Source organism: Clostridium sp. KNHs205, assembly GCF_000702945.1.
GTDB lineage: Bacteria > Bacillota > Clostridia > Lachnospirales > Lachnospiraceae > Anaerocolumna.
In genome coordinates this window covers 726,583-741,351 of sequence record NZ_JNLE01000003.1, presented here as the reverse complement: position 1 = coordinate 741,351, position 14,769 = coordinate 726,583, and the positions used below count along the sequence as shown (strand labels likewise).

Here is a 14,769-nt window from a genome sequence, read left to right as displayed (position 1 = left end):
TCATTCTGCATCTCAAAGCTTTTATGTGAAATTTGGATAAAATAATTGTAACTTATATATAAGCATCTGTAAAAAGATATTCATCTATAAAAGGAGCTTTAACCCATAAAAAAAGCTCTTGGTCGATTAGGACAGAGAGCTCTATATCTTATATTAGCTGTATTCCGTAATTATTCCTTTGCTCCAGATGCTTAATCCAGATAAATGTACCGTTGGTATTATATCACGATTAAATACATTAGTCAATTATTTTTTTCGCAACATATTGAATCAGGCGCTGTTCTACCAGAGAGGACATATTATAGATAGAAGTTTCCGTATCAAGTCCCGGAATAAAGCCTGCTGCCATTACGGCATGACCGCCTCCGTCACCAAGTCCTTTCAGTGCCCATTTAATTGCTTTTCCGGCATCAATCAAAGGAGTCGCACTGCGGATGGAAAATTTCAGGCCCCCTACCCGGTAAGCATATACTAAAGTCACATCCAGTTCCGAGAGACTAAGGAGAAAGTCTGAAATACTGGCAAGGATAGCTTCGGAGTAATCATTTCCAATCTTTACGATTCCTAACCTGCCATAGATCTTTAAATTGGTTATTGCTTCTTTATAGGCATTGAGATCATCTTTTGTTAGGGAACTTTTGTCTAACTCCCGCAATTTCTCTTCATCTGCCCTTCTAAAGAGAAAGCTGAATACTTCTACATCCCGCTCCGATACTCTTCTGGTCAGATTTCCTGTATCCATTTTAATTCCATAGGTAAGGGCCGTTGCTACCGGCTCTTCCGGCTCTATGTCATTTTCCATAAAATATTCACCGATAATGGAAGCACAGGAACCCATGGTACTGCGAATATCAAAGAAACGATAGCTGTCTGTCTCCTGCAGAGGGTGGTGATCTATACAGGCTATGATTTTCCCGGGGAACTTCTTTACATTAATATTTCCCTCCTGGGAATCCACCAAAAGAATCTCATCCATTGCTGTTATGATTAGTTCTTCTCCTCTCCTGACAGGAATGGGGATCAGCTCCACCATCTTAAGGGTATTATACTTATCAATCTGTCCGCTGTAACAGATGGTTGCGTTAATTCCCCTGTTCTTTAAGAGTGCTGCCAGACCAAAGGCGGAAGCCAAAGCATCCTGATCCGGATAATTATGTGTTTGTATATAAACATGTTTATTTTTTATTAACGATATCAGGTTATCTAACTTTGTCACTTTCATACCCCCAGTCACCAAAGCCTTCTATAACATATGCTGCTGATATGCCATTTATGGGTATTATATACTATTACATGGTAAAATGCACGAAAAACCATTATTTACACATTTTATACACTACTCTGAGGTTTATTGCCTTATGCTGAAATGCAACAAAGAGTCTGACTTGCCCAGATACTAACATAATGTGCTGTTACCATAGCTGATTATCCTCCTTCAGGGTGTCCTGCGCCTCCAGGCCGGCAGGGCTTTTATAACAGGACGCATATCTCAATGACATCAAAAAAGGATAGGTTTATCAGCGAGTCTTTCTCCCGCTGATATAGCCTATCCCTCAAATTGTACAGTTTTCAAATACTATACTTTTTCTACTTCTTCACTTCTTCTACAAATGATAATACTACCAATAATATATAATACTGCTTATATATAGTACTGCCTTCTGATTTTAATTACATAGACTTTGCAATTGATTAACTAAGCGCTGTTAGCTTCACAGGGGGCAGGACTCAAACTATAATTAGACAGACACTGCTTTTCTGACACTGCCTGTAAGCCTGTTATCGCTTACATCAATTACTATTGTATCTTCCGCATCCACTTCATCACTTAAGATTAATCTGGCACTTAAGGTCTCCACATTCTTTTGCAGATACCGTTTTAGTGGCCTTGCACCATAGACAGGGTCATATGCTTCTTCTACTACAAAATCCTTGGCAGCTTCCGTCAGCTCTATGGTTATTTGTCGGTCGGACAGCCGTTTGTTAAGCTCACCAATCAACAGTTCTATGATTCCTCTGATATCCTTTGGTGATAATGGTTTAAACAGGATAATTTCATCCAGACGGTTTAAGAATTCCGGCCGGAAATGGTTCCTCAAATCATTCATTACAAGTTCTTTGCAGCCCTCCATAATATTTCCCGTTTCTCCGATACCTTCCAAAAGATAGGAAGAGCCTATATTGGAGGTCATTATAAGAATGGTATTCTTAAAATCTACGGTTCTTCCCTGTGAATCTGTAATACGTCCGTCATCCAATACCTGGAGCAGTACATTAAACACATCGGGATGAGCCTTTTCAATCTCATCGAACAGTACTACGGAATAAGGTTTTCTCCTGACTGCTTCCGTCAACTGTCCTCCTTCTTCGTAACCTACATAACCGGGAGGTGCTCCGATCAACCTGGATACCGAATATTTCTCCATATATTCACTCATATCGATGCGAACCATATTCTGCTCATTGTCAAAGAGAGCTTCTGCCAGTGCTTTGGCTAGCTCTGTCTTACCAACACCGGTAGGACCCAGGAATAAGAAGGAACCTATGGGTTTAGAAGGGTCTTTGATACCGGCTTTGGACCTTAGGATAGCATCTGCAACCAGTCTTACTCCCTCGTTCTGTCCCATTACACGTTTATGCAGTTCTGCATCCAGATGAAGGGTCTTCGCCCTCTCGCTTTCCGTCAGCTTGGAAACAGGAATACCGGTCCATCGGGATACGATCTTTGAGATTTCTTCTTCACTTACGCTCTCATGGACAAGCGTGTGACCCTCCTTTTTAACCTTCTCTTCTTCTTCCTGCAGTAACCTGGTTATTTGGGGAAGCTTACCGTATTTTAATTCTGCGGCTTTATTCAGGTCATAGTTTCTTTCAGCTATCTCTATCTCATTATTCAGACTCTCCAGCTCTTCCCTTAACTTCTGCACTTTTTCCACGGAGGATTTTTCATTGTCCCATACTGCCTTCCCCGCTGCGAACTGTTCTTTTTCTTCTGCCAGCTCTCTTTGCAGGCTCTCAAGGCGCTCCAGACTTAAACGGTCTGTTTCTTTCTTAAGGGCTGCTTCTTCTATCTCAAGCTGCATGATATGCCTGCTGATATCGTCAAGCTCCGTAGGCAGGGAATCAAGTTCCGTCTTAATGAGGGCACAGGCTTCATCCACCAGGTCAATGGCTTTATCCGGTAGAAAACGGTCAGAGATATATCTGTTCGATAAGACTGCGGCAGACACCAGGGCACTGTCTGTTATCTTTACTCCGTGAAAGACCTCATAACGGTCCTTTAAGCCTCTTAGAATAGAGATAGTATCCTCAACGGTTGGTTCTTCCACCATAACCGGCTGAAAACGTCTTTCAAGTGCTGCATCCTTCTCAATATACATGCGGTATTCATTTAGTGTAGTCGCACCGATACAGTGAAGCTCGCCTCTTGCCAGCATAGGCTTTAACATGTTTCCGGCATCCATGGCACCTTCTGTCTTACCGGCACCTACTATGGTGTGAAGTTCATCGATAAAGAGAATGATCTCACCTTCACTGTTTTTGACCTCTTCAAGAACAGCCTTTAATCTCTCTTCAAATTCACCACGGTATTTCGCTCCTGCAACCAGTGCACCCATATCCAGTGCAAATACCTTCTTATTCTTAAGTCCCTCCGGAACATCTCCTCTTACAATTCTCTGAGCAAGGCCTTCCACCACGGCAGTCTTACCTACACCGGGTTCTCCGATTAAAACCGGATTATTCTTGGACTTTCTGGATAAAATTCTTATAACATTACGAATTTCAGCATCTCTTCCGATTACAGGATCAAGCTTTTGTTCCTTCGCTCTTTCTACCAGGTCAGAGCCGTATTTCTCCAGCGTATCATAAGTAGCCTCCGGATTGTCAGTGGTTACCCGCTGATTGCCTCTAACAGATTGCAGAGCCTTTAAGAAGCTGTCCCTGGAGATGCCAAAGGTCTGAAAGAGTTCCTTCAAGGCTTTATTCGGCTGTTTAAACAGACTCAGAAACAAATGCTCCACGGAGACATATTCATCTCCCATACGCTTCGCTTCATCTTCCGCATAAATCAGTACTTTATTTAGATCATTACTGATATAAACCTGACCGCCAGATACCTTATGCCTTTTATTTAAAAGCCCCTCTACCTGTGCAGTAAAGACTTCTCCTACTATCTCCATTTTCTTAAGGAGTTTCATGATAAGGCTGTCCTCTATGGTCAGCAGACTAAGCAGCAGATGTTCCTGGTCAATTTCCTGATGTCCGTAATCCATTGCCAGCTTCTCACAGCTTTGGACTACCTGAATGGAATTCTGAGTGAATTTGCTAATATTCATTTAACTACCCCCTTCTAAATACTTTCGGTTGTTCTATAACTAATATAACACTTGTAATTATTAAATGCAAGAGCTATTTTAAAATTTTCCTGTAATCAAAAAGATTTCAAACGTTCATAAAATTGGAAAACACCGATTTCAGTTATTGATTATAGAATATTATAATACCCAACATCAGAGGCGCTTTATAGTATAATAAAAGAAAGAATATAAAAATCAGATTACTGCTGATTTTTATATTCTTTCTTTTTTACTATTTAATTGCTTACGGAACTTTTTCAATAAAGTGTATACCAGGAACTACCTAACATTTTCTTTATTATAAATATTCCCCGCCATTGTCTTAAGAGTTCATTCTTCCCAAATGACTAGACGCTTATCTGCCCTTCGAATGGTTTACAATTTCCTTCATTAGCTCAAACTTCTTCTCCATATCAGCCGTCAGCTTTAACTGATTCCTGGCACGGTCCAGATTGTGCTTCTCCCTGCTGATCTTAAAATAGATATCGCCATTCAGATAATCCCCAAGGAACCTCATACCGCATTCAAGGGTCATCAGCCTGGCTGAAAAAGGCAGATACTCAAGTTCCGTTTCAGTCATTGCTTCTCCGGCAGTTTCTATAAATCCCTTCGTGAAGCTTTCAAACAAGGTGAGATCCAGCCATACCTCAGACAAGTCTTCCTCGTCTTCCCTGGCAGTTGTTGCACCGGAACGGATTGCATCTCCAAAGTCATAAAGCAGCAACCCAGGCATTACCGTATCCAAATCAATAACACAGATACCTTCCCCTGTAGCATCGTCGATCATAACATTATTAAACTTTGTATCATTATGCGTAACACGAAGGGAAAGTGCTCCTGCCTCCAAAAGAGACACAAGAACCTCCGTATCATCAGCTCTTTCCATAATGAACTGTATTTCTTTTTGTACTTCTTTGACCCTGCCTTTCGCATCCCTTCTTACAGCTTCCAGAAAATCCTCATATCTCTTCCTGGTATTATGGAAATCAGGGATTGTCTCATACAAGCTCTCAGCCGGATAATCCGCCAGGTACTGTCCAAATCTTCCAAATGCCTTTCCAGCGTTATAAAAATGGCTTGGGTTTTCCACCAGCTGATAGGTCTGTGCCTCTTCAATAAACAAATAACTCCTCCAATAGTCTCCATTTTCACTTTTGTGGAAGCTATTGCCGTCCTTTGTCTTAACTATGGTTAAGGTCTCCCGCTCTGGATTACCACCTTTGTCCCTGAGCTTTCCTTTGATGTGTTCTGTAACATTTTCTATGTTTTCCATCAGGTTTTCAGGTGCTTTGAAAATACCGGTATTTATTCTTTGCAATATATACCTGTGTATGGTTTCCTCGGGATTCTTAAAATAAACTGCATAGGTATTGTTAATATGGCCAAAACCATAGGGTTCTGCTTTTATAAAATTTCCCTGGTATTGAAAGGACTTTACAATTTCCTGAAAGTTATACTTTGGCTCCATTATTCCTTACCCCATAATCTTTCCGGATAAACTCCTGTAAGAATCTGATGGCTGATTGCAGCTTTTACCGCAGGTTTATCCTCTTTATAGGTTACTCCATACCATTGTTCTCTTGAAGTCAACACCTTTACTTTGGCTTTCTCTTCCTTCATCATAGCATTGACCAGATTGGGTAAAAAGTACTCTGCAGTAAGAATATTGTCAGAATTACTATCCAAAAACTCCTTAAATCCGGCTTCAAGCCCTTGAAAGATACTCGGAGTAAATCCCCAGGTATTCATGGAAACCGTACTTTCCCGGGGAAGCTCTACTAAGTCTCCCTCCTCACTGTAATACATCGCCCGGTCTCCCTCTCTTTTAATCTTTGTTCTTTCCTGTATATCCAATAGATAACCGCTTTCATCCACAGCGCATACACCACGTGCCACTGTACCAAATTCAGTAAGTGTATTTTCCAGGATATATCCAACCATGGCATATTGAAAATACTTTTCCGTATCTTTTGCTTTCCTAAGAAAATCAGCAAGCTCCTGAAAAGAGGACAGACCGTAATAATCATCTGCATTGATTACGGCAAAGGGAGTATCTACAACCTCCTGACAGCATAATACCGCATGCCCTGTACCCCAGGGTTTCCTTCTGTCTGCCGGAACCTCATACCCCTTTGGAACCTTCGTCAGCTCCTGATAAACATAAGCCGTATCAATAAATTTACTTACCCTGTCCCCGATTGCTTCCCGGAATATTTGCTCCGTTTCCTTTTTGATTATAAATACGACTTTGCCAAAGCCTGCTTTCAGGGCATCGTAAATGGAGTACTCCATAATTATTTCTCCATTTGGTCCGACTGGGTCAATCTGCTTTAAGCCCCCATATCTGCTGCCCATACCGGCTGCCATAACCACTAGTGTTGGTTTGTTCATTGCTTCCTCTCTTTCCCCGCCAAAGGCAGACACTAAACTCATGATGGCTGATATTCCTATTCTCACTTAGTTAAATAAATCGTTATATTGAAGTAAATTTCTATGTCTGTTACAATAAATTATATTTCTTTCTTACCGTAAATTCTTTGTTGAAAAGGCCTATCATTTTGTAATTTTAGTCAGGTAAAGGTCTGATGCCATCGTAATCTATGGAGGATAAGAATTTTGGTTACGAATTAATAATCTTAAACTCAGGTGATATTATGAATTATATGAAAACAGCTCTTACGGAGGAATTTACAATAAAAGATATTGTAACAGTTCATTACTTTGAATTTGCCAGGGATTATATTTATGAAGGGGAATCCCATGATTTCTGGGAGTTCGTCTATGTAGATAAAGGCGAGGTTGAGATCATGGCAGATACGGAAGGTTACAAGCTTAAGCAGGGAGAGGTCATCTTTCATAAGCCCAATGAATTTCATAATCTCTGGGCAAATGGCAGAACCGCTCCCAATCTGATGGTCATATCTTTCTACTGTACCTCACCCTCCATGTCATTTTTTGAAAATAAACTCTTATCCATTGGTGACAGTGAAAGACAGCTCTTAGCGAAAATTATGAAGGAGGCTGAAAATTCCTTTTCTTCTCCTCTTAATATTTCAACTCTGGAAAAACTGGAAAGACAGGAATCCTCACCCTTTGGTAGTGAACAGCTGATCAAGCTGTACCTTGAGATGTTTCTTATCCACCTGGTCAGAAAGGATTCCAGTATTACAAAAGAAATCAGGCTCTCATCGGCAGCAAAGGAAAGAACCGAAGAGAATATCACCAATAGAATTATTAATTATCTGCAGAGTAATATTTATGACAGGATAACTTTTGAAGATGTATGCAGATTTGCAAATATGAGCAGGACAAACCTAAAAATTACCTTTAAGAACCGGGCCGGTACCGGTGTGATTGAATATTATAAGCAATTAAAGATTGAAGAAGCCAAAAGAATAATGCGGGAGGAGGAATTGAATTTTACTGAACTTTCCGAAAAGCTTGGATATTCTTCGGTTCATTATTTCTCCAAGCATTTTAAAAAGTCAACAGGAATGACTCCCTCTGAATATATATGCTCGGTAAAATCAATATGCTAGAGCAGGTTTGATAAATCCTTATACCATTCTGACTGCTTTGCCTCCAAAGCGGAACCTGAACCCGGCACAGGTATTTTTCAAGCATACTCTGGTGCTAACATCAGACACCTGAAATTTTGATAATTTTTGTTCCACTTTTACTCTTAAGTAATAGACAAATGACAGCAATTACTATAATATATTACAGGAGTGTTAAGAGTTACAAAATTCACTCCGTCGTTAAGCAAAGCAACCTCAGTTCAAAATGTCATAATTCCAAAGAAGCAAGTTGTTTTTTCTTAATAATTTCAAGTAAGAATCAGGAGATGATCAAACAGCCGCAGCATAGTTTATAAGGCCAGCCAGCTATGCTATAACATACAAACGGCATTAATTATAAAAATATTTTTTAAGGTAGAGGTAAACAATATCATTATAATGCCTTTACAAGGTCAAGTATATTTTTAGCCGAAAATATTCGATCAAGTTCGTGCTATATAAATGAAGAAAAATTATAATCCAGCATTTTGACGCGCTGGAAAGGTTAATTAACATTTTTGCAAAGGGGTAAAAGAGTGAAATTAAATTTAATATCGAAAGGCTGCCACTCGGAGACACTTTCACTCCCCCTGATAATGTACGCGTGTTAAAGCACGCAGACGGGAGCCTAAGATGGAAGTTTCATCAAAAAAATCTAGAATGTCCAAACTTACACTGGGTGGAATTCTAGTAACATTGGGTGTAGTATACGGAGATATCGGTACTTCACCGCTTTATGTAATAAGATCCGTTCTTATCGGGAACGGTGGTTTAGAAAATATATCAGAAGATTTTATTCTCGGTACCTTATCTTTGGTATTTTGGACGCTAACTATTTTAACAACAATAAAATATGTATTTATAACACTAAAAGCTGATAACAATGGAGAAGGTGGTATCTTCTCTCTTTTTACGCTGGTAAGAAGCCGTTCCAAATGGCTGGTCATCCCTGCTATGATTGGCGGGTCCGCCCTGTTAGCAGATGGTATGCTTACACCGGCAGTTACCGTGACTTCAGCTGTAGAGGGCTTAAAGCTGCTCCCGGTTTTTCATGACTTTTTTTATGGCAATCAGAATAATATCGTTATTCTTGTTATTGTAATCATCTGCCTGCTGTTTTTTATTCAGCATATAGGTACTGAATTTATCGGAAGACTCTTTGGTCCTATTATGTTTTTATGGTTCGGCAGTTTGGCTTTATTTGGTATTATCAACCTTGCAGGAAACTTTTCTCTGTTGCGGGCATTATCACCCCATTATGCCATTAGTATCCTGTTCAGTGATGATAATAAGCTTGGTTTTTTTATACTGGGTAGTGTATTTCTTTGTTCAACAGGTGCTGAGGCTCTCTATTCTGATCTTGGGCACGTTGGACGGAAGAACATCTATTTTACATGGCCCTTTGTTAAAATAAGCTTATTATTAAATTATTTTGGTCAAGGTGCCTGGATTTTATCAGCGAAAGACAATCCTTCCCATGCAATGTTAGAGGATATCAATCCGTTTTACCAGATGATTCCTTCAGGATTTTTAATGTATGGCATTATAATCTCTACCCTTGCTGCAATCATAGCATCCCAGGCTTTGATCTCAGGTTCCTTTACGCTAGTATCAGAAGCAATAAAACTGAATCTGTTTCCAAGACTACATACACTATACCCTTCCTCTACAAAAGGTCAGTTATATATACCTGCCGTTAACCGGATATTATGTGTGGTCTGTATCGGAATTGTTCTATACTTTCGAAGCTCTGAGAAAATGGAAGCGGCCTACGGTCTTGCCATTACAGTTACCATGCTTATGACCACCATCCTGTTATATAATTATATGCTGAAGAAAAAGACACCTGTTATACTTGCAGTCATCATGCTGGTTTTCTTTATGTCCTTTGAGGTATCGTTCTTCCTCTCAAATATTATAAAGTTCTTTCATGGTGGTTTTGTTGCGGTAATTATTGCAGTTTCAATACTCTTTATAATGTACATCTGGGATAGGTCACATATTATTAAGATGCGTCACCGTGAAATCGTGCCCATTGAAAATTATATCAAACAGCTGAGTCAGCTGCGCCATGACCCGGACATCCCGAAATATGCAAGTAACCTTGTGTGCCTGACAAACTGCCCCAATCCAAAAGAAGTAGAACGTAAGGTAATGTACTTCCTGCTGGATAAAAAGCCCAAAAAAGCGGATGTCTATTGGTTTGTAAATGTATATGTAACAGATGAGCCTTATCAGGCAGATTATGTAGTTGAAAAATTCAAGACTTCCTATATTGTTAATATCCAGATCAATCTTGGATTTCGTGTTGAACAGAATCTTAATATATTCTTACGGCAGATATCAACAGAGCTAGTAAACAATAAGGAAATTGAGCAACAGTGCAATATTTATTCCATTATACCCAATCGTAAGCTGGGAGACTTCCGTTTTGTGTTTATTGAAGAAGTGCTTTCCCATGAATCTTCTTTATCCGGCTGGGATTCCTTTTTGTTAAGAACCAAATTCTTTATACAGAAGTTCACGGTATCTCCGTCAAACTGGTTTGGCCTTGACACCAGTGATGTTTATATTGAAAAGGTTCCAATGATCCTTGGTCATTCAAACCGAACGGTCTTAAAAAGAAGTTCAAAATCAGAATAATTTATGTGATGCTAAAAAGCACCAGCACAGAACATCTTAAGTTCTTTGTGCTGGTGCTTTTTACACAAACCCTGATTTTCGGCTTAACAGTTCAACAAAAAAATCCCAGAAATGCAGTCAAGGCAAGTGTTCAGCCTTTACTGCATTTCTGGGATTTTGTAGTTCTATGCTTTGAAAATCAGTAAATACACAATTCTATTACAGTCTCGATGAAAGAGCCAATGATTAAACCAAAATAGCTATCAGTTTCTTCTTAAAGTCTTTCATAAAGTCTTTAGTTTTTTAAACCCAAAGATACTTTCAGGGTATTTATCTCAAATGGTTTGAATTCCAGTGTACAGGAATTACCTGTTACCGTATCTTTCACAAGCCCCGCCTGACTGGTCTCCTTTTCCATCAGATCTACCAGCTGTATATCTTCTGGTTCAAAAGCCAGATTTATTTTGGTTCTGACTCCTCTTCCATGGCATTCATACAGGCGCAGGATCAAATCCCCGCTTTCCTCACATTTCTTAACAGCTTCTATAATAACATTCTCTGCCTCTACTGATACCAGTGATTCAGCTTCTCCTGTCATAGGACAATCATTCGCCGGAAGAACCTGAAGAGGTACATTCAGTTCATAGCCTGCCCTAACCACTCTGCCTTCCATATAATCCCCTTTATGCGGATACAGGGAATAAGTAAACTCATGTCTTCCCTTATCAGCAGCTGTATCTGGATACGCAGTGCTTCTTAACAGATTCAGATCAATGACATTATCCTTTAATTTATGACCATATTTACAATCATTCAAAAGAGCCACTCCGTAATCTCCCTGGGACATATCCACCCACTTATGGGCGCTGACTTCATATTTAGCCATATCCCAGGAGGTATTTCGGTGAGTAGGACGTTTAATATTGCCAAACTGTATTTCACAGGTGGCTTCCTGGGCTCTTAGGTTTACAGGGAAGGAGGTACGAAGCATCTTAGCACATTCCTTCCAATCCGCCTGGGTTACAAAGTCAATACGACGGCTTTCTCCTGTCAGGATTACTTTCTGCTCCAACTGAGATTCACCGGAGGCAGTGCGGAAACGATTCAGCCTTATAAGCTTCGGCCCCTCACGATAAACTTTGCTCTCCGTGAGAATTAAAGCCTCTCCGGGTATCTCATCATAATAGATGGGGAAATCCCAGGCATCTCCCTGGTCTTCATATATAACCAGCTTGTTTGCAGTTTCTCCTGCCGCTATAACTTCCCTCTTTTCTTCTTTATCATAGATAGACTGGATGAAACCATCGGGTGAGAATACTATAACATAGCTTTCATTTTCAAGTGTATTCTGCTTCTCTGAAATCTTAGAATTATAGAGGATATTATCATTGTACGGCAGCCTTGCAGGTGTTCCGTCAGCTAAGATCTGCCCTGCAACTGTAGCTGTATCTATATTTATATCTATATCTGTATCTGTATCTATAGTTGTATCTATATCTGTATCTGTATCTGTATCTGTATCTGTATCTGTATCTGTATCTGTTATTGTACCACCCTTTAGGTCTTCAACAACCAGAACACGGTATCCCATAGCCGGAACCTTAGCTTTTATCCAGGTATCATTATAAGACAGCCATTCCTCCCTTTCCCAGGATAAGGAGTTAAAGACACGTACACAGTTACCGGCAGCTGCCTTACTGCCAGCTGTACCTGTCTCTTGCTTCTCCTTAAAGTTATAAAGAGCAGTATACATTCCCTTTACTGCCACTTCTGTTTCCAGCAGCATTTTCTCATATCGTTCAAGAGATTCATTGTATACCCTGGCAATGGAGGACCCTGGCAATATATCGTGGAACTGATATAGCAAGGTTTCCTTCCAGGTCTTGTCAAGGAAGTCAGAAGGATATATATCTTCTGTAATCTTCTTATTACCAGTCTTTAAAACATTCCATGCAGCTGCGAATTCAAGCTCTCTTAAAGCCAGCTCCATCTTCCTGTTATACCTTTTATTACGCCCCTGAGAAGTATAGGTACCCTGATGAAACTCTAAATACAGTTCTCCCTTCCAGGTCTTATAGAGAGAATCCTCTGTATCAATTCTATCAAAGAAAGCCTGCGCCGGTCCCTGGGATACGGGAATAAGACCCTCCAGGTTCTTCTCTCTCTTAAGTCGTTCCAGATGCTCCTCTCCCGGTCCGCCTCCGCCGTCACCGATTCCGAATAACAGCAGACACTCGTCGCCGATACCCTTATCCAGAAACTCCTTCTCAGAATTAACAACGGCTCGGGGTGCTGCTGAACTGTTATAATTCCCCTCCGGCGGCATATGTGCCAGAATCCTGCTGCCGTCCAGTCCTTCCCACCAGAAAGTATGATGGGGATGTTTATTGAATTTACTCCAGGAGAGCTTAATTGTCATAAAATAATCCACACCGGATTTCTTTAAAATCTGAGGTAAAGCAGCGGTATAGCCAAAAACATCCGGCAGCCAGAGATTCTTTATATCCTTACCGAATTCCTCTTGGAAGAAACGTTTGCCAAGGAGTACCTGGCGAATCAGTGCTTCACCGCCGGAGATATTGGTATCTGCTTCTACCCACATGGCACCCTGAACCTCCCAGCGGCCTTCTCTGATTCGCTCTTTTACCTCATCATAGAGGGCAGGATAATAATCCTTGACCCATTGATACAGCTGGGCCTGACTGGCACCAAAGACATAATCCGGATATCTTTCCATATTCCTGAGTACAGTAGAGAAGGTTCTGGCACCTTTACGAATGGTTTCTCTTATCGGCCATAACCAGGCAAGATCAATATGTGCATGTCCTAAGGCATTAATCTTAAGGGAAGGATCACCGCCCTTCTTCTTCAGTTCTTTGCTCAGTATATCTCTCGCCCTTCTGGCTTCCTCATTGTTATAGAGACGAAGCTCATTGGCAGCCCGGTTAAGGCTGTGGAGGAGGCTGTGATATCTGGCCTTATCCTCACTTAAGAAAAGCATCAATTCCTGAAGCACCTCGAAATCATAATAAAGCTGCTCTAAGTCCTTGTTGCAGGCTGCAATAAAAGCCTGCCTTACGATTCCGCTGTCCTGGTATTTACCAAAGAGGTCATTACAACCGGCATCCGCCCACAGATCTATCCTTTCCCCCGCCTTAAGAGTTCTGTTAAAGCGGAACACCGTCTTTCCCGGCCTTCCTAAGGAATAGTCATATTCTGAGGAAACATTGGTAAGACCTCTTACCGGTTTCCCCTCCTCATCCACTACGCAAAGCTCTCCGTTAATGTCAATCAGCAGAACAGATTCCATAGCCTCTAAATCATTACCACCAGCTGCTGCAGCCTCCCAATCCTCAGGTACGGTACCGGTAAAATGAAACCACCCGCATTCAAACAGGCCTCCCCAGCTATCACCTATCTCAATCTTCTTCTCTTTACCCGTAGTTCTGTTCATAAAAGCAACCGGTTCCGGTGTCAGATAAACCTTCATATCCAGAGGTGCTATTATTTGAAATATGGCTTTCTTAATTCTATCCTGTACCCCGGGCAGTCTTTCTTTCATATTAGGCAAATAGTATGGCATAATAACCTCCTTATAGTTTTATCATAGCAATAATTTTATCATAGTCTGTATCCATATCATTCTGTGTCCTATCATTCTGTATCCAATCATTCAATATCCTTAACATTCTTGTATCCTTATCATAATAAAGACCCGCATTATTTTCATGCCAATAACAACTCAAAATATCTCATTTTTTTATCTCTTTTAATTTTCTTAATACCTTCACAATAAAATAATAAACAGCAATTGACGGACATAACACTTACACTTATAATTAAACTGCTACCAAACTAACATCTCCATTTTATAGGTATAGCAACCTTTATTCAAAAACCTTATTCCTATAATCTGTAATGTTATATAAAGCCTTATTTCTATCAACTTTGGAGCTAGTAAAAACTCACTTGACTATAGTACAGGTGCCAGCATAGTCCCTTATTACTATCAACTTTCTTGTTAGTATAAAATTTTTATTTCCTACAAACTTTATATTATAATAAATACTGATTTTAAACTTTGGGTGTTAGTATATATGATATTACTATATAAGCCTGGACAGAAAAATTAAAAGTTTACACGATAAAATATAAAAAAATGATTCATGGTGCCATTAATAACTTAACTCACCAGGCTGCTCTAAAGCAGCATAACTGCATCCAAAAATCAA

The 14,769-nt window shown here is 40.1% G+C and carries 7 protein-coding genes; 2 read left to right on the top strand and 5 right to left on the bottom strand.

Annotated features, from left to right (window positions below):
• Window positions 1–238: 238 nt before the first annotated feature.
• From BR73_RS0103215 to BR73_RS0103200, 4 genes are all read right to left on the bottom strand, one after another.
• A complete protein-coding gene (locus BR73_RS0103215; RefSeq protein ID WP_033167028.1) occupies window positions 239–1,216 on the bottom strand; it encodes a DHH family phosphoesterase in 978 nt (325 codons plus the stop codon).
• A 523-nt stretch (window positions 1,217–1,739) separates the two neighbouring features.
• The gene (clpB, locus tag BR73_RS0103210) at window positions 1,740–4,337 is read right to left on the bottom strand and encodes an ATP-dependent chaperone ClpB (RefSeq protein WP_033164375.1); all 2,598 of its coding nucleotides are present in this window, start codon (window positions 4,335–4,337) and stop codon (window positions 1,740–1,742) included.
• A 376-nt stretch (window positions 4,338–4,713) separates the two neighbouring features.
• Window positions 4,714–5,826 carry an aminoglycoside phosphotransferase family protein gene (locus BR73_RS0103205; protein ID WP_033164374.1) on the bottom strand — a complete coding sequence of 371 codons (1,113 nt, stop codon included), beginning with the start codon at window positions 5,824–5,826 and terminating at the stop codon, window positions 4,714–4,716.
• Window positions 5,826–6,749 (bottom strand): sugar phosphate nucleotidyltransferase, encoded by a 924-nt coding sequence (locus BR73_RS0103200; RefSeq protein WP_033164373.1) that lies wholly within the window; start codon window positions 6,747–6,749, stop codon window positions 5,826–5,828. The genes BR73_RS0103205 and BR73_RS0103200 overlap by 1 nt, the downstream gene beginning before the upstream one ends.
• A 263-nt stretch (window positions 6,750–7,012) precedes the next feature.
• Here BR73_RS0103200 and BR73_RS0103195 point away from each other — a divergent pair, with 263 nt between their 5' ends.
• Together BR73_RS0103195 and BR73_RS0103190 are read left to right on the top strand one after the other, a co-directional pair.
• Window positions 7,013–7,897: an AraC family transcriptional regulator gene (locus BR73_RS0103195; protein ID WP_033167027.1), complete on the top strand. Its 885-nt coding sequence runs from the start codon at window positions 7,013–7,015 to the stop codon at window positions 7,895–7,897.
• 651 nt (window positions 7,898–8,548) lie between these two features.
• Entirely contained in the window at window positions 8,549–10,558 is a 2,010-nt protein-coding gene (locus tag BR73_RS0103190; RefSeq protein WP_033164372.1) for a KUP/HAK/KT family potassium transporter, read from the top strand.
• 274 nt (window positions 10,559–10,832) lie between these two features.
• Here the strand turns inward: BR73_RS0103190 and BR73_RS29285 are convergent, their stop codons facing one another.
• Complete coding sequence (locus BR73_RS29285; RefSeq protein ID WP_033164371.1) at window positions 10,833–14,120, bottom strand: glycoside hydrolase family 38 C-terminal domain-containing protein; 3,288 nt, start codon at window positions 14,118–14,120, stop codon at window positions 10,833–10,835.
• Window positions 14,121–14,769 lie beyond the last annotated feature (649 nt).